Source organism: Paludibacterium yongneupense DSM 18731, assembly GCF_000422925.1.
GTDB classification, from domain to species: Bacteria; Pseudomonadota; Gammaproteobacteria; order Burkholderiales; family Chromobacteriaceae; genus Paludibacterium; species Paludibacterium yongneupense.
In genome coordinates this window covers 125912-146168 of record NZ_KE383959.1, presented here as the reverse complement: position 1 = coordinate 146168, position 20257 = coordinate 125912, and the positions used below count along the sequence as shown (strand labels likewise).

23 protein-coding genes are annotated in these 20257 nt (G+C 62.9%); 13 read left to right on the top strand and 10 right to left on the bottom strand.

Annotated elements, in window-relative coordinates; translation table 11 throughout:
• The 3 genes from G520_RS23455 to G520_RS0118730 form a co-directional block, all read right to left on the bottom strand.
• On the bottom strand, window positions 1-283 hold a 283-nt coding region (locus tag G520_RS23455; RefSeq protein WP_036666583.1), incomplete at its 3' end, for a transposase.
• Between the two features lie 63 nt (window positions 284-346).
• Entirely contained in the window at window positions 347-949 is a 603-nt protein-coding gene (locus G520_RS23450; RefSeq protein ID WP_084637705.1) for an ABC transporter ATP-binding protein, read from the bottom strand.
• Window positions 946-1710, bottom strand: coding sequence for an ABC transporter permease (locus tag G520_RS0118730; RefSeq protein WP_246542677.1), 765 nt, complete (start codon window positions 1708-1710; stop codon window positions 946-948). Before G520_RS0118730 ends, G520_RS23450 begins: the two co-directional genes overlap by 4 nt.
• 169 nt (window positions 1711-1879) lie before the next feature.
• Here G520_RS0118730 and G520_RS0118725 point away from each other — a divergent pair, with 169 nt between their 5' ends.
• Together G520_RS0118725 and G520_RS0118720 are read left to right on the top strand one after the other, a co-directional pair.
• Window positions 1880-2803 carry a LysR substrate-binding domain-containing protein gene (locus G520_RS0118725; RefSeq protein WP_028536990.1) on the top strand — a complete coding sequence of 308 codons (924 nt, stop codon included), beginning with the start codon at window positions 1880-1882 and terminating at the stop codon, window positions 2801-2803.
• A 276-nt stretch (window positions 2804-3079) separates the two neighbouring features.
• Entirely contained in the window at window positions 3080-4681 is a 1602-nt protein-coding gene (locus G520_RS0118720; protein WP_028536989.1) for an inorganic phosphate transporter, read from the top strand.
• Between the two features lie 15 nt (window positions 4682-4696).
• Here the strand turns inward: G520_RS0118720 and G520_RS0118715 are convergent, their stop codons facing one another.
• Window positions 4697-5596: a LysR family transcriptional regulator gene (locus G520_RS0118715; RefSeq protein WP_028536988.1), complete on the bottom strand. Its 900-nt coding sequence runs from the start codon at window positions 5594-5596 to the stop codon at window positions 4697-4699.
• A 124-nt stretch (window positions 5597-5720) separates the two neighbouring features.
• Here G520_RS0118715 and G520_RS0118710 point away from each other — a divergent pair, with 124 nt between their 5' ends.
• Together G520_RS0118710 and G520_RS0118705 are read left to right on the top strand one after the other, a co-directional pair.
• Window positions 5721-6458, top strand: coding sequence for an SDR family oxidoreductase (locus G520_RS0118710; RefSeq protein WP_028536987.1), 738 nt, complete (start codon window positions 5721-5723; stop codon window positions 6456-6458).
• Between the two features lie 42 nt (window positions 6459-6500).
• Complete coding sequence (locus G520_RS0118705; protein ID WP_028536986.1) at window positions 6501-7391, top strand: SDR family NAD(P)-dependent oxidoreductase; 891 nt, start codon at window positions 6501-6503, stop codon at window positions 7389-7391.
• A gap of 79 nt (window positions 7392-7470) precedes the next feature.
• On the opposite strand, the gene G520_RS0118700 is transcribed toward G520_RS0118705, so the two are convergent.
• From G520_RS0118700 to yaaA, 3 genes are all read right to left on the bottom strand, one after another.
• On the bottom strand, window positions 7471-7680 hold the full coding sequence (locus G520_RS0118700) for a hypothetical protein (protein WP_028536985.1): 210 nt from the start codon (window positions 7678-7680) through the stop codon (window positions 7471-7473).
• 101 nt (window positions 7681-7781) lie between these two features.
• On the bottom strand, window positions 7782-9089 hold the full coding sequence (locus G520_RS0118695) for a DUF3422 family protein (RefSeq protein ID WP_028536984.1): 1308 nt from the start codon (window positions 9087-9089) through the stop codon (window positions 7782-7784).
• Between the two features lie 65 nt (window positions 9090-9154).
• The gene (gene yaaA, locus G520_RS0118690; protein WP_028536983.1) at window positions 9155-9943 is read right to left on the bottom strand and encodes a peroxide stress protein YaaA; all 789 of its coding nucleotides are present in this window, start codon (window positions 9941-9943) and stop codon (window positions 9155-9157) included.
• Window positions 9944-10041: 98 nt separating this feature from the next.
• Between yaaA and dtd the strand changes: the two genes are divergently transcribed.
• Window positions 10042-10494 carry a D-aminoacyl-tRNA deacylase gene (gene dtd, locus G520_RS0118685; protein WP_028536982.1) on the top strand — a complete coding sequence of 151 codons (453 nt, stop codon included), beginning with the start codon at window positions 10042-10044 and terminating at the stop codon, window positions 10492-10494.
• 42 nt (window positions 10495-10536) lie between these two features.
• Here the strand turns inward: dtd and G520_RS0118680 are convergent, their stop codons facing one another.
• Both G520_RS0118680 and gloB read right to left on the bottom strand, forming a co-directional pair.
• Window positions 10537-12390, bottom strand: coding sequence for a lytic transglycosylase (locus G520_RS0118680; protein ID WP_028536981.1), 1854 nt, complete (start codon window positions 12388-12390; stop codon window positions 10537-10539).
• A gap of 152 nt (window positions 12391-12542) precedes the next feature.
• Window positions 12543-13307, bottom strand: coding sequence for a hydroxyacylglutathione hydrolase (gloB, locus tag G520_RS0118675; protein ID WP_028536980.1), 765 nt, complete (start codon window positions 13305-13307; stop codon window positions 12543-12545).
• A gap of 24 nt (window positions 13308-13331) precedes the next feature.
• On the opposite strand from gloB, the gene G520_RS0118670 reads away from it, so the two are divergent.
• The 8 genes from G520_RS0118670 (at window position 13332) to ppx (ending at window position 19606) form a co-directional block, all read left to right on the top strand.
• Complete coding sequence (locus G520_RS0118670; protein WP_246542676.1) at window positions 13332-14066, top strand: class I SAM-dependent methyltransferase; 735 nt, start codon at window positions 13332-13334, stop codon at window positions 14064-14066.
• Window positions 14063-14500: a ribonuclease HI gene (rnhA, locus tag G520_RS0118665; protein WP_028536978.1), complete on the top strand. Its 438-nt coding sequence runs from the start codon at window positions 14063-14065 to the stop codon at window positions 14498-14500. Before G520_RS0118670 ends, rnhA begins: the two co-directional genes overlap by 4 nt.
• Window positions 14501-14519: 19 nt before the next feature.
• Entirely contained in the window at window positions 14520-15245 is a 726-nt protein-coding gene (dnaQ, locus tag G520_RS0118660) for a DNA polymerase III subunit epsilon (RefSeq protein ID WP_028536977.1), read from the top strand.
• Complete coding sequence (ispD, locus tag G520_RS0118655; protein WP_028536976.1) at window positions 15242-15925, top strand: 2-C-methyl-D-erythritol 4-phosphate cytidylyltransferase; 684 nt, start codon at window positions 15242-15244, stop codon at window positions 15923-15925. Before dnaQ ends, ispD begins: the two co-directional genes overlap by 4 nt.
• The gene (gene ispF, locus G520_RS0118650) at window positions 15922-16434 is read left to right on the top strand and encodes a 2-C-methyl-D-erythritol 2,4-cyclodiphosphate synthase (protein ID WP_028536975.1); all 513 of its coding nucleotides are present in this window, start codon (window positions 15922-15924) and stop codon (window positions 16432-16434) included. Before ispD ends, ispF begins: the two co-directional genes overlap by 4 nt.
• 60 nt (window positions 16435-16494) lie before the next feature.
• The gene (gene rpiA / locus G520_RS0118645; protein WP_028536974.1) at window positions 16495-17154 is read left to right on the top strand and encodes a ribose-5-phosphate isomerase RpiA; all 660 of its coding nucleotides are present in this window, start codon (window positions 16495-16497) and stop codon (window positions 17152-17154) included.
• A gap of 77 nt (window positions 17155-17231) precedes the next feature.
• Window positions 17232-17933: a phosphate signaling complex protein PhoU gene (gene phoU, locus G520_RS0118640; RefSeq protein WP_028536973.1), complete on the top strand. Its 702-nt coding sequence runs from the start codon at window positions 17232-17234 to the stop codon at window positions 17931-17933.
• A 176-nt stretch (window positions 17934-18109) separates the two neighbouring features.
• Window positions 18110-19606: an exopolyphosphatase gene (gene ppx, locus G520_RS0118635; RefSeq protein WP_246542675.1), complete on the top strand. Its 1497-nt coding sequence runs from the start codon at window positions 18110-18112 to the stop codon at window positions 19604-19606.
• A 42-nt stretch (window positions 19607-19648) separates the two neighbouring features.
• Here ppx and G520_RS0118630 read toward each other — a convergent pair whose 3' ends face one another.
• Window positions 19649-20230 carry a hypothetical protein gene (locus tag G520_RS0118630; RefSeq protein ID WP_028536971.1) on the bottom strand — a complete coding sequence of 194 codons (582 nt, stop codon included), beginning with the start codon at window positions 20228-20230 and terminating at the stop codon, window positions 19649-19651.
• Window positions 20231-20257 lie beyond the last annotated feature (27 nt).

Here is a 20257-nt window from a genome sequence, read left to right as displayed (position 1 = left end):
GTGCCGGGTAAAGCCCTTTGCTACGGCAATACTCGCTCAGCTCGATCTCCGAAAGCGAGGCGGTTTCGATAACGACCGCCAGCTTGGCTTCAGCGGGCCAATCCTCGGCGCGATTCTTGTCTCCTGGCACTGCGGCTCCTCCGGCTTTGGCCTGTTTGCGCCAATTGTACAGAGTCTGCTCGGAGAGACCTTCCTGACGTGCCAGCTCAGCCACGGTCATGTTGAAGGGTGGTAACAGCTTCTTGAGTAAGGCCTCACGGCGCTCAGGTGAATAACGTGCCACGACATGGATCTTTCACCGCCCCCGGATGATGAGTTGATTCGATCTGAAGATACGACAACTACCCTAACACCGGGGGGCTTCTTCCTGGTCGTGCGTGACCAGAAGCGTCGTCGCATTGAAGCGTTTCTGCAGCTGGCGTATCTGGTCGCGCAGGTGGCCCCTGATGCTGGCATCCAGCGCGGCCAGCGGTTCGTCCAGCAGCAAGGCGGCGGGATTGATTGCCAGCGCTCGCGCCAGGGCTACGCGCTGTTGCTGCCCTCCCGACAACTGCGTGACCGCGCGCTCTGCAAACGCGGTCATGTCGATGACCTCGAGCAAGGCCTGCGCATGCTGACGCCGTTGCGCGAGCGGAACCCGGCGCAGTTTCAGGCCGTAGGCAATGTTTTCCAGTACATTCAAGTGCGGGAACAGGGCGTAGCTCTGGAATACGACGCCGATATTGCGCAGATGCACGGGCTTGGCCGCCAGATCTTCGCCGTTGAGCATGATGGAACCGGTATGGCCGGTGGCCAGCCCCGAGACCAGCTTGAGCAGAGTGGACTTGCCCGACCCGCTCTGGCCGATGACCGCGACAAGCTCACCCGGTTCGATGCAGAACGACACATCGCTCAACCCGTGCACGGTGCCGGGGTAGGTATAACTGACTTGATCGAGAATTAGGCTCATGATTTTTTCAGGACGGCGGAGGAAAAAAAGGCGGCCGTACAGGCCAGCAGAAGCAGGATGACCGTGGCGGAACAGGCAAAGCCGGTCGCGCCATAAAACGCCTGTAGCAGCACAACCGGGTAAGTGCGGTTCTGAAAACTGCTCAGCAGGTTGGAAAGATTGAATTCTCCCACCGAGATGGCGGCCACCATGACCAGGCCGCTGATCAGGCTCTGGCGCAGATTGGGCAGCACGATCCCCGTGAATTGCTGCCAGGCCGTGGCGCCCAGCGTCGCGGCCGCGTTTTCCAGCCGCTCCAGCCGCTGGTGGCGCAGGTCGGTGAGCAAGGCATTGGTCAGGTAGGGCAGCGTGTTGACCGCATGCGCGGCTATCAGCAGCGGCAGGGAGCCCAGCCAGGGTAGCGCGTCGCTGTTGAATACAATGATGTAACCAAAACCCAGCGTGATGGTCGGGACCGCTACCGGCAGACTGCTGACGGCTTTGGCCGCCAGGCTGCCGCGGCGGCCCGCGCTGTGATGCAGCCTGTAGGCCAGCGGAAGCGCAAGTGCGGTATTGATGATGCAGGCGCTGCCTGCCACCACCAGGCTGTTTACAAAAGCCTTCCGGAAAGAAGGGTCGAGCCACAGCTCCAGATACCACCGACCCGTCACACCGTGCGGCAACAGGGTGTTGGTCCACGAGCCGCCCGCACTGCCAATCAGCAGCAGGGCGATCGGCAGTAGCAGGTAGAGGCCGTAAACAAGCGCTACGCCACGAATCAAGATTACTCTCCCTAGATACCTAATATTTTCCATGCACGACACTGTCTTCTTGGCATGGCTCGGCAACAAGGGCATTCTATGGGGAATAGGGTGCGAGAGAGATGAATGTTAGGCTACGATAGTTGAAATTAACGCCACTGTTTTTAATGACGCGGTCACATTGCCAGCCATGAAAAGAAACTGTCCCACCATCCAGGAATTGCTGGCCTTTGATGCGGTTGCGCGCTACAAAAGCGTCACCGATGCGGCCAATGCACTCTGTATTACCGTCAGCGCCGTCAGCAAACAGCTCTCCGGGCTGGAGAGCTTCGTGGATAGACCCCTGCTTGAAAAAAGCGGCCGCAGCGTCCGCCTCACCCCGCAGGGCATGGGGTACTGGCAGAAAATTTCAGGCGCTTTGCGCGTCATTGAAACCGCCACCTTTGAGTTGCGGGCCGATGTTTCCGGCGCCGGCCTGCTGACGCTGGCGAGCACCCCCACTTTCCTGACCAAGTGGCTGATTCCGCGCTTGCCTGCCTTTCGGCTGCAGCATCCCGGTATAACCCTGAGCTTCAGTCAGCATCTGGGGCCCGCCGAGGACATCCCCGCCGGCGTGGATGCGGCTATCCGCTACGGCTCGGGCGATTGGCACGGGCTGGTTTCCGAATACATTGCCGGAAAGGAATTCGTGGTGATCTGGTCCCCGGGGATGTTGCCGGGGGGCGCATCGATCTTGAATCCAGGCGATATTGCCGGCAAGACCTTGCTGCATCATGAGGAAGCGCCAATGGCGTGGCGGCAATGGGCTGTCCGGCATGGCGTCGCCGGGATCGACACCCTCGCCGGCCCGCGCTTCGCCCAGTATTCGGCTGCGATTCAGGCCGCCGTCAGCGGCTTGGGCATCGCGCTGGTTCCACGGATGCTGGTGCTCGATGAACTGGCGCAAGGCGTACTGCACTGCCACTGCGGCGAGCCGGTACTCGTCGACCAGGGGCACTATCTGTGCTTTCGGCCCGACCGTCTGGAAACACCGGCGTTTTCGGCCTTCCGTGCCTGGATCGGGCGCGAGTGCGAGCCGGTCCCGGACAGCGCGGACAGCAGCGCGAGCCGGTAGCCGGCGTCGCCAGGACCGCCTGTCGCTGAAACCGGCCGGCCAGTCGGACGGCTGTCTGGATCCCGCCGTCGCAGGCGGCGTCTGGCGCAGCCGGCACGCAAGCCGGATAGAGCTCGCCGTGCCGCGTGGACAAAGGGATGTTCGCGCCCGGCTTCAGAGCGCGGCGTTCACGCGGGGCAATGCCGGATGGTCATGCAAAATTCATAAATATTCCCTTTTTCGGCCATGTGAACGTCAGAAGATGATAGCCATCTTTTCAGAACGGACTAGATATCCATGACCGATACCGCCAGCTCTTCCCTGGAGCGTCCACGACTCGACGTCCCCGCCAAGCGCACCCATATCGCACTATTCCTTGCCCTGCTGTTGCTGGGGCTGTTGTTCACCGGCTACAGCGTCTTCGACGATGTCAGCCATGCCGCGTCGCAGGCGACCGCCTGGCTGCCTTTTGCTTTGCTGGGGCTGGCTTTGCTGATCGCGCTGGGCTTCGAATTCGTGAATGGTTTCCACGACACTGCCAACGCGGTCGCTACGGTGATTTACACCCATTCCCTGCCGCCGCACTTTGCCGTGGTCTGGTCCGGGACCTTCAATTTTCTCGGGGTGCTGGTGTCCAGCGGCGCCGTCGCCTTCGGCATCATTTCCCTGCTGCCGGTCGAATTGATCCTGCAAGTCGGCTCGGGTTCCGGCTTCGCGATGGTGTTTGCCTTGCTGATCGCCGCCATTATCTGGAATCTGGGAACCTGGTGGCTCGGGTTGCCGGCGTCGTCATCACACACCTTGGTCGGGTCCATCATCGGCGTCGGCGTAGCCAATGCCCTGATGCACGGTCGCGACGGAACCAGCGGCGTGGATTGGGGGCAGGCGATCAAGGTCGGGTACGCGCTCTTGCTGTCCCCCCTGGTCGGGTTCTGCTTTGCGGCACTGCTTTTGCTTGCCCTGCGTGCGCTGGTGAAGAACCGCGAGATCAACGACGCGCCTAAAGGCGGACAAACGCCTCCGTGGTGGATACGCAGTTTGCTGATACTGACCTGCACGGGCGTCTCGTTTGCTCACGGCTCCAACGACGGACAGAAAGGCATGGGGCTGATCATGCTGATTCTGGTCGGTACCGTGCCGATGACCTATGCGCTCAACCGGTCCATGCCGGCCAGTCATACCCCGCATTTCGTCGCCGTCGCGCAAGCCACGCACCAGTCCCTGCTGCAGCTGGCTCCGGGGGCGGCACCGGCTTCGCCGCAGAGCGTGCTGTCCGACTATGTCCGTACCCGTACGATGAATCCTGCCGTCGTCCCGGCCCTGGCCGCGATGACCGCGCATATCGGCGATCTGGTCGAACAGCATGGTTCCCTGGCCAAAATGCCCACCGCGCTGGTGGCCAATGTTCGCAACGAAATGTATCTGACTTCGGAATCGATTCGTTTGCTGACCAAGAGTTCAGGCGTCCACCTCGATGCGCGAACCACCGATAATCTGCAGGCATTCAAAAGCGAGATCGATGCTTCCACCCGCTTCATCCCGATCTGGGTCAAAGTCGTCGTGGCGATCGCACTGGGCCTGGGGACGATGGTGGGATGGAAGCGCATTGTCACCACGGTCGGCGAGAGGATAGGGAAAAGCCATCTGACCTATGCGCAAGGCGCTTCGGCTGAGCTGGTGGCGATGGCGACGATAGGCGCGGCGGACATGTTCGGTCTGCCGGTTTCGACCACGCATGTGCTGGCGTCGGGTGTGGCCGGGACGATGGCGGCCAACAAATCCGGTTTGCAGATGGCGACGATACGCAATCTGCTGATGGCCTGGGTGCTGACGCTGCCGGCGGCGGTGCTGCTGTCCGGCAGCCTGTACTGGTTGTTCTCCCATCTTGCCGCTCTCTGACACGCGCTGCCTGCCTCAGCCCCCTGCGCGTGCCTCGCGCATGTAGTCGATGAAGGCGCGCAGGGGGGCGCTGATGTATTTGCGGCTCGAGTAATACAGATACGGCGCCGGCATCGGTGCGCACCAGTCGTCCAGTACCGTCACCAGGTCGCCGCTCGCGATGCGGGCGGCGACATAGTCTTCGAACACCCAGGCAAAACCGACGCCGTCGAGTGCGGCCCGGACTTCCAGCCAGGGTTCGTTTGCCGTCAGCGGCCCGCCGGGCGTGATGGTCAGCGGCTGCCCGTCCTTCATGAATTCCCAGCGATACACATCTCCGCGCGCAAAGCGATGGGCGATCAGGCTGTGGCCGAGCAGATCATGCGGTGTGAGCGGCGTCCCGACGCGCGCCAGAAAGTCGGGTGCGGCGACCACGACGCGCCGCGGCGGGCTCTGCAGCGGTATCGCGACCATATCTTGTGCGAGGTCCTCACCGTAGCGGACCCCGGCGTCGAAGCCCTGGCCGAGTACGTCGATCAGATTATCGTCCCCGCTGATTTCCAGTTCGATATCCGGGTGCCTGCGCATGAAATCGGCCACCCGTGGCGCCAGCAGCAGGTGGACGACCGGCAGCGGCGCATTGATGCGCAAGCGGCCGGACGGGCGATCGCGCAACGCGTTCAGCTGTTCCAGCGTCTGCGCGATGCCGCTGAAGGCGGGCTCGAGGCCGGCCAGCATCATTTCCCCGGCCTGGGTCGGCGTGACGCTGCGCGTGGTCCGGTTCAGAAGCCGGACGCCCAACTGTTGCTCCAGGCGCTGAATCGTCTGGCTGAGCAGGGAAGGGGAAACACCGCGCTCGAGGGCCGCCTGGCGAAAACTGCGCTTGCGGGCGACGCTGGCGAAAGCGTCGAGGTCGCTTAGCGAACAGGGTCGCATTGTTTGCCTCAGCTACACAACTTGTTAAATATTATTCATCTTATCAAACAATCGCCGGCTGTTCATACTGAATTCACGGTCCGGCATGACAGGATCGCCCTCCAGAACAGAAAGGATGTGCAGTATGAATCAGGACACCAAAGTCGCCATCGTGACCGGGGCCTCGCGCGGCATCGGCGCCGAAATCGCCCGTCGTCTGGCAAAAGACGGTTATGCGGTTGCCGTTAATTATTCCGGGAGTGTGGCCAAGGCCGAAGCCGTCGTGGCGGAGATCGTTGCCGCCGGCGGTCGCGCCTTCCCGGTTCAGGCCGATGTGGCCGATGCCGGGGCGGTGGAGAGCCTGTTTCAGGCCACTTTCGAACGCTTCGGCCGCCTGGACGCCGTGGTCAACAATGCAGGGGTGATGCCGATGACGCGCATCGCCGATGCCGATCTGGACGCTTTCGATCGCGTGATCGCCACCAATCTTCGCGGCAGTTACATCGTCCTGGCCCAGGCGGCGCGTCACGTCGCCCCCGGCGGCCGCATCGTCGCCTTTTCCAGCAGCGTGATCGCCAAATCGTTTCCCGGCTACGGTGCGTATATCGCCTCCAAGGCCGGCGTCGAGGGCCTGGTCCACGTGCTCGCCAACGAACTGCGCGGGCGCAATATCACGGTCAATGCGGTGGCGCCGGGGCCGGTGGCCACCGAATTATTCCTCGAAGGCAAGAGTGCCGAGCAGATTGCTCAGCTCGGCATGCTCGCACCGCTGGAGCGGCTCGGACAGCCGGCCGATATTGCTGCCGTGGTGTCTTTCCTGCTTGGGGCGGATGGCGGCTGGGTCAACTCGCAAGTGTTGCGCGCCAATGGCGGTTTCGCCTGAATGCAACCGTCTTCATCGCGTGATCAGTACGAAAGGAGCGCTATGAACTCAGTCATCCTCATCACCGGCACGTCCAGCGGCTTCGGTGCCCTGGCGGCGCGAGCGCTGGCCCGGGCCGGTCATACCGTCTATGCTGGCATGCGCGATAGCGAAGGGCGCAACCGTCCCCAGGCCGACGCCGTGCTCGCGTATGCGGCGGCACATGACGTGGCACTGATCCCGATCGAACTGGATGTGACCGTGCAGGATTCGGTCACGGCGGCGCTGGCGACGATCACGGCGGAGCGCAGACGGCTCGATGTTGTCGTGCATAACGCCGGGCATATGGTATTCGGGCCGGCTGAAGCGTTCACGCCCGAGCAGTATGCCGCCGTGTTCGATGTCAATGTGCTCGGGACGCAGCGCGTCAACCGGGCGGCCTTGCCCTTGCTGCGCGCGCAGGGACGGGGCTTGCTGGTCTGGGTATCCAGCAGCAGCGCCCGCGGCGGAACGCCGCCCTATCTGGCGCCTTATTTCGCGGCCAAGGCGGCGATGGATGCACTGGCTGTCAGTTACGCCGGCGAGCTTGCGCGCTGGGGGATAGAGACTTCCATCATCGTTCCCGGCGCCTTCGGCAAGGGGACGCACCACTTCAGCAGCGCGGGCTCGCCCGCCGATACCGGCTGCGCGGCCGACTATGCGGCGGGGGCCAATGCCGGGTTGGAGCGCGCGGTCATGCAGGGGCTGAGCGCATGCGAACCGCAAGACGCAGACGTGACGCTGGTGGCGCAGGCCATTGCCGACGTCGTCGCGACGGCGCACGGGCAGCGGCCATTCCGGGTCCATATCGACCCGGCAGATGACGGCTGCGAAGCGGTCAATACGCTGGCGGATGGCAAACGCGCGGCATTTCTGCGGCGCATCGGCCTCGGCGACCTGCTGCATCCGGCCTGAATCCTTGTCGCCCGGAGAAGGAGGCTCGCCGCCTGCCTCCCGGGCGCTCCCGTGCCGCAGGCAGGCGGCCTGATGCCCGCTAATCGGCCGGTAGCACCAGATTGAGCAGAACGGCCAGTATCAGCAGCAGCAGGAAAGGGCGCAGCTTTGTGTAGGCCGGGCGCGAGGGCGGCAGCCTGCATGGCACCCGCTGCGCGGCATGGCCGGTACGCGGGCGGGGAGGGGACTCATGCGTGTCACGGTAGCTGCTCCAGCAGCCGCCCCGTCGGGAGAGTTGAGTGTAGTGCATGCGGCAGTGGCTCCTTGGCGGCCCGTGCCAAACGGGCTGCGCAATCAGAATGTGCCCCAGCATCCCGCTTTTTCCGCTTGCGATCTTCCGTTTTTCAGCAATCAGTCCGCTGCACGCGGCGCGCGCTCGAGCCGCCGCCGCATGCGACGCATTCCCCACCACATGCCCAGCCCCAGCGGGGCGACCGCCAGCCCGGCCACCAGATCGGGATTGAGCGGCAGCCCCAGCGCTTTGAGCGCCTTGCTCGCGTAAGCGAGCAGGCTGACCGCGTAGTAGGTCAGCACGCCGACCGAAAGCCCTTCGACGGTCTGCTGCAGACGCAGTTGGAGCTGGGCCCTGCGGTTCATCGAAGCGAGCAGCAATTGCGTGCGCGAATCCTGTGCGACTTCGACCCGGGTGCGTATCAGGGCCAGGGTGCGCTGCAAACGTTCGGCCAGGCTGTTCTGCCTTTGCTCTGTGCTGTGGCAGGTATCGATGGCCGGCGCCAGGCGCTGTTCCATGAACTCGAAATACGGCTGCAGGCCGGCGATGCGTCGTTCGCGCAGCTCGCTGATGCGCCGTTCGATCAGTTGATAGTAAGCGCGCGCCGCCGAAAACCGGTACTGGCAGGCGGCGACGCTGTCTTCGAGCTCGGCGGCCAGTTCGCTCAACTCGCGCAGCAAGGCGTGGTCGTCGTCCTGTTCCGAACTCAGGCGACGGGTCAGTTGCCGCATCTGCGTGTCCAGCCGGTCGAGATCGCGCATCTGGCGCCGGGCGATCGGAAAGGCGAGCAGAGCCAGGATGCGATAGATTTCGATTTCGAACAGCCGCGTCATCATGCGACCGCTGGTCTGGGGTTTCATATTGCGGTTGACGATGACGAGACGGGTGAAAGGGATGTCGGTGGCGACATCGTGGTGCAGGCGCAAATCGGTCACCACTGTGGCGGCCCCGTCTGCGATGTCGGCGCCGATGATATCCTCGCGCCGCAACCAGCGCTCGCCGAGTTCGTCCAGCGGCGCGGCGTCTTCTTCGGGCAGGAGCACCGCATGCTGTGCCACCAGAACCTGTCCGGGTACGCTGCGCAACCAGCCCGGCGGCAAGCCAGCCACGGCCGTATCGGTAAACGGGTCGCCTTCAAGTCCGCTGCAGGTGAAGCGGTAGCGGACAAATTCGGTATGCAGCGACCACGCGATTTCGAGTCCATTGCTGCTGATGGCGTGGTGTTGCACGGCGCCAGGCTGCGGCGGCGGCAGACCTAGCGCGTGGCATAGCCGCTGCAGTGCAGCGAACTGCTGGCTGTCATCCTGTCCGAACCAGAAAGTCAGCGCGCTGAGTCGGGCCGGCGTCGCAACCGGAACCGCCCGCCGGGCGTGGACTTCATCGTTGAGCGTCTGGCGCAGCGGATGGGTGGCGGGCGCGAAATCCATGGCTATTCTCCCGTTACGGCAAGATGTTGCTATGCAGCATATCAGGCCTCAAGCCATCCTCCACGTCAAGTGCGTGGCATGATCCCGTCCGCCGCATCGCGGCGGAATACCCAGTTGTCGGCATCGGATACATCGGGCGCGAAGGCATAGCCTTCGCCGTCGAATCCCTGCAAGGCCAGGGGATCGGCGACGCGATGTTGCACGGCCCAGCGGACCATCAGGCCGCGTGCGCGTTTGGCGTGAAAGCTGATGACCTTGTACTGGCCGGCCTTCCTGTCCTGGAATACGGGGGTAATCACGCGTGCGGCCAACTGCCGGGTCCGGACCGATTTGAAATACTCGCCCGAGGCCAGGTTGATCAGCACCCGATCGTCGGTGAGGCGCGCGGCCACCTTTGCGGTGATGAGATCGCCCCAGAAGGCGTACAAGTCGCGCCCGCGCGCGGTGGCCAGACGCGTGCCCATTTCCAGGCGGTAGGGCTGGATCAGGTCGAGCGGCCGCAGCAAGCCGTAGAGGCCGGACAAGATGCCGAGGTGGCGCTGCAGCCAGTCCAGACTGTCGTCGTCGAGCGAAGCCGCGTCGAGGCCTTCATATACATCGCCCATGAAGGCGAGTACGGCCTGTTTGGCATTGCGTGGCGTGAATGGCGTGTGCCAGTGGCTGAAGCGGCCGGCATTGAGCACGGCCAGCGCGTCGCTGATTCCCATTAGCGCGGACAGGTCGGCCGGACTTTTGCCGCTGAGGATCGAGATCAGCTCCGCGCTGTGCTCGAGCTGCTCCGGTACGCTATGGCGGTCGCAGCCGGCAGGGGTATCGAAATCCAGCGTCTTGGCGGGAGAGATCAACATCAGCATCACGCTATCCTCGGGTCGTCGGGTGGAGCCACAGTTTAGCAGCGCATTGCGTGGAGATCTGCTCTAATTGTGGATTATCCGTGAATTGAGGAGACGAGATGCGTGTGTTGCTGCAGCGGGTCAGGCAGGCGTCGGTAAGCGTCGCAGGACAGGTGTGCGGAGAAATCGGAGCAGGTGTCCTGCTTCTTGTCGGGGTCGAGACGGCGGATACGGTCGAGGATATCGACTACTTGTGCCGCAAGATCAGTCAGTTGCGAATTTTCAACGACGAGAAGGGGGTGATGAACTTATCGCTGCTGGACACCCGTGGCCAGGCGCTGGCAGTCAGCCAGTTTACCTTGCACGCGAGCCTGAAAAAAGGGAATCGTCCGTCCTATAGCCGCGCTGCGCCGCCCGAATCGGCGCGGCCCCTGTTCGACCGCTTTGTCGCCGTCTTGAGCGAACGCCTGCAAGCCAGGGTCCCGACCGGGATCTTTGGTGCCGACATGCAGGTGGAACTCGTCAATGACGGCCCGGTGACGCTGTGGCTGGATAGCAAGGCGCCAGAATGAGCCGGACGGCGGCGGCGCAGAAAGCGCCCGCCGCCCGGTGGTTCACAGGCCTTCGACGATGACTTTCTGACCGGGCTGCAGCGTGGCCAGGCGCGACGCGTCGTTCCAGCGCTGGATGTCGGTGTGGTTGACGCCGAAGCGGCGGGCGATGCTGAAGACCGTGTCGCCGCGCTGAACCACGTATTCGACCGGAACATTGCTTGCCGCCGTCTTCGCATTCGCCGTCTTGACCAGCGGCTCGGTGCTGCCCTGCGCGCCATTCTGTGCGATGGCGGTGGCGATGTTGCGGCCTTTGATCTTCAGCACCTGGCCGAGCTTGACGCTATCCGACCCCAGTTTGTTCAGTTCTTTCAGCTCGGCTACGCTGAGCTCGGTGCGGCGGGAAATATTGTACAGCGTGTCGCCCGCTTTGACCGTATAACTGCTGCCGGACAGCAAAGCGACGGCCTTGACCGGTGCCGGGATTTCGCTCAGACGCGCTGTGGCCTGCGGTGCGCGTTGCGTTTCGGCGAGGGCATGCGATTCCGTCGCCGGTGCCGCGGCGGGCTCGATACGGGCCGCGGGTGCGGCTTCTGTCACTTGGGCGATCTGGGCGATGGCATCCGCCTGGGCCAGCCGGATCACCGGCGCCGGGGCCGATGCTACCGTTTCAACGGCTGCCGGGACCGGCGTCACCGGCGCGGCAGAGGCGGTCGCGACAGCGGCCGGCCTGGTTTCGGCTACGCTGCTACCGGTGTCGCTCAAGGCGACAGCATCGGCTACCAGCGGGGCGGCACTGCCGTTGCCGTGCATCGCCACCAGCAGCGGGCGGCCGACCTGCAACTGCGTGCTGCCCAGATGATTGGCGCTCATCAACTGCGCGGTGCTCATGCCGTTATGCATCGCGACGTCGTTGGCGGTTTCGCCGTTCTGCGGCGTGTAGACCTGCCAGGTCAGCAGCGGCTTGTCCCAATGCGCGAGACTGGCTTCGAAACGGTCGATGCGCGAGGCGGGAATCAGCATCTGGCGCCCGTTTTTGTAGGCGAATACGGGGAGGTTGAAGGCGGGGTTCAGATCCTTGAATTCGCTGACCGACATGCCGGCCAGATGCGCGGCGATGTCGATATCCATATGGCGCCCCGGCGATACGGCGACAAAATAGGGCTTGTTCGGGAATTTATCCAGGTGAATGCCGAATTTATCCGGTGTCGCCAGCAGATTGCGCAAGGCCAGCAGCTTGGGCACGTAGTTGCGTGTTTCCAGCGGCATGCGGATGTTTTCGTAGTTGACGTCGCCGCCCTGAAGCTTGCCGATGGCGCGCGCCAGATTGCCTTCGCCCCAGTTGTAGGCCGCCAGCGCCAGATTCCAGTCGCCGAACTGGGTGTAAAGGGCCTGCAGATAATCAAGCGCGGCGCGGGTGGCTTCCACCACATCGCGCCGTCCGTCGTACCACCACGTCTGCTCCAGTCCGTAACGTCGGCCGGTCATGGGCATGAATTGCCACAAGCCGGACGCGCCGACGCGCGACTGGGCGGTCGGAACGAAGGAGCTTTCCACCATGGGCAGCAAGGCGATCTCGGTCGGCATGCCGCGGCGCTCGACTTCGTTCATGATGTGGAACAGATATTTGCGGCTGCGGTCCAACGTGCGCTTGAACAGTTCGGGATGGGAGGCGTAAAAGCGTTCCTGCCTGCGCACCAGGTCGGTATTGACTTCGCTCAGCTGGAAGCCTTCGCGCACGCGCTGCCAGACGCTGTCACCGTTACGCAACAAACTGGAGTTCAGCAGCATCATGTCCAGCCCGGCTGCAACAGGCTCATTGACGCTGCCTTGCGCACTCGCGGGCGTCGCATCAGCAAACGCCTGTGTTGCCGCGAAAAAAAGCAATGACAGTGCCAATGGTTTGATTCTGTTCATCTGGCGGGCCCGGTATTCTGATTTTGGCCGATGCTAATCATCCTATAACAAGGTGTCAACCCAAAAAAACAAACAATTTCAGATGCTTTGCCGGAAAAAGCTGCCCAGCCCCCCGCTGGCGCGCTTTTTTTTAGTGGCATTCAGAGATTGATTCAGACTGAATCGGCCTGGAAAACGTTTTTCCATTGCCGAAGCGTCCTGAAAATATCCACGGGAAGCGGCAAGTGCGAACCGTAATGATTTTCTGCGCTTCTACGAACATTTTCGCTGTCGACGCGCAAAAACGGATTGGTGGCCATTTCCAGGGCCAGGGTCGATGGCAAGGTCGGACGTCCAGCGCCACGGCTGGCGCGGTCTGCGACTATCCTGTCCTGCAGCGCGTCGTTGCCGGGCTCTATCGCGCGGGCGAAAGCAAGATTGGACAGAGTATACTCATGCGCGGGGTAGATCCGGGTCTCCGGCGGCAGCGTGGTCAATCGCTGCAGCGAGTCATGCATCTGCTCCGGCGTTCCTTCGAACACGCGTCCGCAACCGGCGCCGAACAGGGTGTCGCCGCAGAACAGATCGCCAGCGCCCAGATAGGCGATATGGTCCAGGGTGTGTCCGGGCAGCGCGAGAACACGGAATTCGCGGCCGAGCACCTCGATGCGGTCGCCTTCGGCGACCCCGTGCGTGGCGATGGCGGGCGGGCCGTAAACGGTCAGCGACGGCGTGTCGCGCCGCAGGGCAGCGACCCCGCCGGTGTGATCGTCGTGATGGTGGGTCAGTAACAGGGCGTCGAGCGTGAGGCCCTGCCGAGTCAAAAATTCCGTCAGCGGGGCGGCAGCGCCGGGGTCGACCGCTACGGCGTGCGATTCGCTGTGTAAAACCCAGATATAATTGTCGTTGAATGCGGGTAAAGGAGTGATAGTCAGCATGATGTATAGGACTCGGGGGCGTTGATGGACGCGTTTTCCCAATGGCTCACCGCCAGTGAGTTAGGCCAGTATCTGCTCGCGCGCGAACTCGCGTTTTTCGACGGTGCGGTGGCGGATGCGTTCGGTTACCATGCCCTACAGATCGGTTTGCCACAAGTGGATTTTTTGCGGGAAAACCGTATTCCGTGGCAATGCCGGACCGCCGCGAGCAAGCCGGCCGACGTGGTGTGCGACGGCGAACTGCTGCCGTTTGCCACCCGTAGCCTGGATTTGCTGGTGATGCCGCATGTGCTGGATTTCTGCGAGCATCCGCACCAGGTCCTGCGTGAGGCCGAGCGCGTGCTGATGCCCGAGGGGAGGCTGGTGTTGACCGGCTTCAATCCCGTGTCGCTGTGGGGCGCGCGCCGTGCCTTGCAGGGGCGTTTTCCCGAGCCGTGGAACGGTAATTTTCTGTCCCTGGTGCGGATCAAGGACTGGTTCGCCCTGCTCGGTCTCGAACCGAGCGGCGGCGCTTTCATGGGCTATGCCCCCCCTTTCAATCGCAGCGATTGGCTCGACAGCTTCCGCTTCATGGAAGCGGCCGGCGACCGCTGGTGGCCGCTGGCTGCCGGCGTTTACGGCATCGAGGCCATCAAGCGGCAGCGCTCCATGCGCCTGATTACTCCGAACTGGAAACAGCAGGCCGCCTCCGGCCTGGTCGTGGCCGGCGGAAGCGATCATCAGCCGGTTTCCCGGCAACATACAGACGAGACGACATGACACAAGTGGTAGAGATGTACACCGATGGCGCGTGCAAGGGTAATCCCGGGCCGGGCGGCTGGGGCGCGCTATTGCGTTGCAACGGCAGCGAGAAGGAAATGTTCGGCGGCGAGCGGACGACGACCAACAACCGCATGGAACTGCTGGCGGTGATAGAAGGGCTGGATGCGCTGGTGCGCCCGTGCCAGGTTGTGGTCTATACCGATTCGCAGTACGTCAAGAACGGCATCACCGAGTGGATACACAACTGGAAGAAGCGCGGTTGGCTGACCGCGGCCAAGGAACCGGTCAAGAACGCCGATCTGTGGCGCCGGCTGGACGAGAGCGCCGGGCGCCATCAGGTCGAGTGGCGCTGGGTCAAGGGCCATTCCGGCCATGAGTTCAACGAACGCGCCGACGGCCTGGCCAACCGCGGCGTCGATTCCGTAATGTAAGAGTGCGACTGTAGAAGCCATGAGACAAATCATTCTCGATACCGAAACGACCGGTCTCGACGCGGCGCAAGGGCATCGCATCATCGAATTCGCCGGATTGGAAATGGTCAACCGCAAGCTGACCGGACGCCATCTCCACCTTTATTTCCATCCCGACCGGGCGATCGACCCCGATGCCGAGCGGGTGCATGGCATTTCGCTCGACTTTCTCGCCGACAAGCCGCGCTTTTCCGCCGTCGCGCACGAGGTGGTCGATTTCTTGCGCGATGCCGAACTGATCATTCACAACGCCCCGTTCGACGTCGGGTTTCTTAACGCCGAATTCGCGCGTGCGGGCGGCGAGACGGTCGCCACGTTATGCGGAGGCGTCATCGACACCTTACCGATGGCGCGCGATCAATTTCCGGGCAAGCGCAACAGCCTGGATGCCTTGTGCGACCGCTTCGACATCGACCGCAGCAACCGGACCGTGCACGGGGCGCTGATCGACTGCGAGCTGTTGGCCGAAGTCTATTTGTCGATGACCCGGGGCCAGGAAAGCCTGGTCATGGACATCGACCTCGACGAGAACACCCCGCTGGGGGCAGATGGTCTGCATTTCGAACGCAAGCCGCTGCGGGTGCTGGCGGCCACGGAGCAGGAAGAAAGCGCGCATGCCTCCTATCTCGACGAGCTCGATCGCGCGGTAAAAGGGACCTGCCTGTGGCGCTCCCTCCAGCAGACTGCGGCGGAGGGCGAGGCATGAGCCGCCGCTACGCCATCGTGCCGGCGGCGGGTTCCGGCTCGCGTTTCGGTGCTGCCTGCCCCAAGCAATACCTGCAACTGGCCGGACGGCCGTTGATGTGGCATACCCTGGCCAGCTTGTGCGCGCTGGAATGCATCGACAAGGTCGTGCTGGTCATCTCGGCACAGGACGAATGGTTCGACGATTACGAATGGGACCTGCCACGGCTCAGTGTGCAACGCATCGGCGGACCTACCCGTGCCGAGAGCGTCAGCAACGGCCTGGCGGCGCTGGATGCCGCCGCCGACGATTGGGTGCTGGTGCACGATGCGGCGCGCTGTTGCCTGACTGTCGGCATGGTCGAGCGGCTGCTGGCCGAACTGGCCGACGACCCGGTCGGCGGCCTGCTGGCATTGCCGGTGCCGGACACCGTCAAGCGTGCCGACCGTGACGGACGCGTCGCCTCGACCTTGCCTCGCAGCGGCCTGTGGCTTGCGCAGACGCCGCAGATGTTCCGTGCGGGCCTGCTGTCGCGGGCCTTGAGCGATGTCGATTTCGATACGATCACCGACGAGGCGTCCGCCATCGAAAAGCTCGGCTACAAGCCGAGGCTGGTCGAAGGCGATGCCAGCAATTTCAAAATCACCTGGCCGCGCGATCTGACGCTGGCGCGCGCGATACTGGCAGCGAGGAAAGAATGAGCCTGTTTCGTATCGGGCAAGGTTACGACGTCCACCGCCTGGTGGAAGGACGTGCGTTGATTCTGGGGGGAGTGCGCATCGAGCACGGGTTCGGGCTGCTCGGTCACTCCGATGCGGACGCACTGTTGCACGCGATTACCGACGCCATTCTCGGCGCGGCGGCACTCGGCGATATCGGCCGTCATTTTCCCGACACCGACCCCCGCTTCCGCGGCGCGGACAGCCGCGTGCTGCTGCGCGCGGCGCAAGCGCGCGTCGCTGCCGCAGGTTGGCAGATTGTCAATGTAGATGCTACTGTCATAGCGCAGGCGCCGCGCCTGGCCGGGTATATCGATGCGATGTGCGCCACGATCGCCGCCGATCTGGGGCTCGAGTCCGGTGCCGTCAACGTCAAGGGGAAAACCAACGAGAAACTCGGTTATCTCGGGCGCGGCGAGGCCATCGAGGCCCAGGCGGTCTGCCTGCTGGAACGCTCCGCAGGGGCGCCCCAAGGCCCCGCCAATATGTGATAATCGACTCAAATCAGCGGCCCGTGCAGGGCCGGGTCACGAGACTTCATGGAGAACCGTATGCTTACCCAGAATCAACTCAAGCTGGAGGCCGCCCGCAAGGCGCTGGCGTTCATTCCCGATGATTGTATCGTCGGCGTCGGATCGGGTAGCACCGTCAATCTGTTCATCGAAGAACTGGCAACCATCAAGGGCCGGTTGAAGGGCGCAGTCGCCAGCTCCCAGGCCAGCGCCGACAGGCTGAAGGCACACCATATTCCTGTGTACGATCTGAATGCGGTCGATGGCGTACCCGTCTATATTGATGGCGCCGACGAGATCAACCATTATCTGCACATGATCAAGGGCGGCGGCGGCGCGCTGACGCGCGAGAAGATCCTCGGAACGGCGTCCGACCAGTTCATCTGCATCGCCGATGAAAGCAAATACGTCGATGTGCTCGGCAGCTTCCCGCTGCCGGTCGAAGTCGTCCCGATGGCGCGCAGTTTCGTGGCGCGCGAACTGGTCAAGCTCGGCGGCCACCCCGAACTGCGCGATGGCTTCATAACCGACAACGGCAACATCATTCTCGACGTGCACGGGATGAAAATCTCGAAGCCGGTGGAAATGGAAGGCATCCTGAACCAGATCGCCGGCGTGGTCACCAATGGCCTGTTTGCCCGCCGCCGGGCCGATGTGCTGCTGCTCGCGCGTCAGAACGGCATAGAAGAAATACGCTGAACGCCCCGCGCTGTCATTTGCGTGTCATGCAGCTGGATTAAGCTCTACTTTTTGCTTTCATTTTTGCCGAGGCTTGAATGGCTGAACATATATCGAAGCAGTTCGACTTGGAGCTGGAAAACACGCGTACCCGCGTTTTGCAGATGGGCGGCATGGTCGAACAGCAAATCCTCTCTGCCATCGATGCGCTGATGACGGGGGATATCGAAAAGCTCGATCGGGTGATTGCCGAAGACGCGTTGGTCAATGCGCTTGAAGTCTCGATCGACGAGAACTGCCAGCATATCATCGCACGCCGCCAGCCGGCTGCCGGCGATTTGCGCATGGTGATATCGGTGGTCAAGACGATCACCGATCTGGAACGCATCGGCGACGAAGCGCAGAAAATCGCGCGTATGGGCAAAGCCATTCACGAAAACGAGCGCTATCAGATGCCGCGCTTTCGCGAAGTGCGCAAGATGGCTGAAGTCGCGATCGCGATGCTGCGCCGCGCGCTCGATGCCTTTGCCCGGCTGGATGCCCACGCCGCGCTCGAACTGGCCGAGGAAGACCGCCGTCTCGACGACGATTTCGCCGCCGAGATCCGCCACCTGATCACCTTCATGATGGAAGATCCGCGGACGATCAGCATGTCGATCGATACGCTGTTCATCGCCAAGGCGATCGAGCGCATTGGCGACCACGCGAAGAATATTTCCGAGTATGTGGTCTATCTGGTCAAGGGCAAGGATATCCGCCATACCACGATCGACGATCTGAACGCGACGATCAACGGGTAGGGCGCACGCTGCGTGCGCAGGTGACGTCACCCTGCATTGGCGGTAACATGTCCGCCACGGTCGCGTCGCGGTGATACCCTGGGAAAACGGTACAACCTGTCGTTTGCGCGACCGGGTTCTACCGTTTTTTTTGCGCCAGTGCGCCATATTCGAACTCAGACCCAGAAGGGGTGAACTTGACGAACGTACCCCCCACCACGCCCGAGATTCTGGCTACAGTCGACCTCGGTTCAAACAGCTTTCGCTTGCAAGTGTCGCGTGTAGTCGACGACCAGCTCTATTCCCTGGATGCCCTCAAGGAAACCGTGCGCCTGGGCGCCGGGCTGGGGGCCGACAAGACGCTGGATAACGACACCCAGGTGCGTGCGCTATCCTGCCTGGCGCGTTTCGGCGAGCGGCTGCGCGGCCTCGACCCCTCGCAGGTGCGCGTGGTCGGCACCAATACGCTGCGCGTCGCGAAAAATGCGCCCGATTTCATCGAACGTGCGGAACAGCTGCTGGGGTTTCCCATTGAAATCATCGCTGGCCGTGAAGAGGCCCGGCTGATTTATCTCGGCGCCGCGCATTCGCTGCCGGCGACGCGCGAACGGCGGCTGGTGGTCGATATCGGCGGCGGCTCCACCGAGTTTATTGTCGGCAGCCATCTGAAGCCGATTTCCACCGAGAGCCTCCCGCTCGGCTGCGTCAGTTATACCTTGCGTTTCTTTCCTGATGGCCGCCTGCTCAAGAGCAGCTTCCGCGATGCGGTTCTCGCCGCGCGCAACGAAGTGCAGCGCATCGCTCACGAATTTAATGCGGGGCAATGGCAGCACGCGATCGGGACGTCGGGCACGGCGCGTTCCTTGCGCGACATTCTCGAGCTCAACGACTACAGCAATTCGGACATCACGCTCGCCGGGATGGAGCGCTTGCGTCAGGAAATGATCCGGCGCGAGTGGATACGCAACCTCGATCTAAACGGCTTGAAGTCGGATCGCGCCCCGGTGTTGCCGGGCGGCCTGGCGATCATGATCGCAATCTTCGAAGAGCTTGGCATCGAGCGGATGGCGGTGGCGGAAGGCGCCTTGCGCGACGGCGTGCTGTACGATCTGATGGGGCGCCAGCGCGAACACGACATGCGCGAGACCACGGTGGCGCAGTTTCGGCGCCGCTACCATGTCGATATCGCTCAGTCGGATCGGGTCATGGTTTTATCCGAACGCCTGTATCGGATGGTGGCGGGCGATGCGATCGATCCCGACTGGCTCAAGCGCCTGTTGTGGGCAGCCAAGTTGCACGAGATCGGGTTGACCATTTCGCGCACCGCCTATCACAAGCACTCGGTCTATATCCTGCAAAATGCCGATATGCCGGGTTTTTCGCGGCGGGAGCAAACGGCGCTGGCGACTATCGTGCTCGGGCATCGCGGCGACATGAGCAAGATGCTGCCTTACGCGAGCGACCATCCTTTGTGGCAGGCCATCATCGCCTTGCGCCTTGCGGTGCTGTTCTATCGCAGTCGCAACGATATGGCGCTGCCGCTGGTATTCGACCTGAGCGCGCATTCCAGGGGTTTCTGCCTCAGCGTCGACCAGGCGTGGATGCGCAGCAGTCCGCTGACCGCCAGCGCCTTCATGCAGGAAGTCGGACAGTGGAAGAGCGTAGGGGTCACGCTCGATATCAAGCGGGCATAGGACAGAACGCGGGCGGCGGCCGCCGCCCGCGCGGACGGATGTTCACAATTCGAGGGTCATGCCTGCTTTTATGGCGGCGATCGGGTAGCTGCCGGCGGAGTTCGGCGGCAGCCAGATGTGGGCATTGGGCGGCAGCAGGGCCAGTGCGTCAGGCGTGATTTGCGGGCAGATCACGTCGGTCAGCGACGGGGCGTTCGACGCCCAGTGCCAGAACGCCGCGCACTGACCGTCGTCGCCGCTGATGGCCAGCGCGCGCCACGGCCCTTCCACCAGCCAGCCTATGGCCGGCTCATCGCCACGGTCGGCCGGCAGTGCGGTGGCCATGCCGTCGGGCAGGGCCACCGTATCGCCGACTTCGACCGCTTCGAAGCGCAGCCGGGCGCGGATCGCGGCGGGCAAGGCCGCTGCCAGCGCATCGAGCGTTTCCGCCGGACCGTATACCGACCGCTCGATGCCGCTCGTTGTTTCGGCCAGCCGGTCGATATCGATATCGCCATCGTAGCGCATGAACAAGCGCGTGGCGCTTTGCTGTTCCCCTGCGGCGAGTCCGCTGCGATCAAGACCAAAACCGATGATGGTCGAATCGTCGATGACGACACCGGGGTCGAGAACGATAATGCGCATGGCGTAACCTCCACAAAAGGACGGACG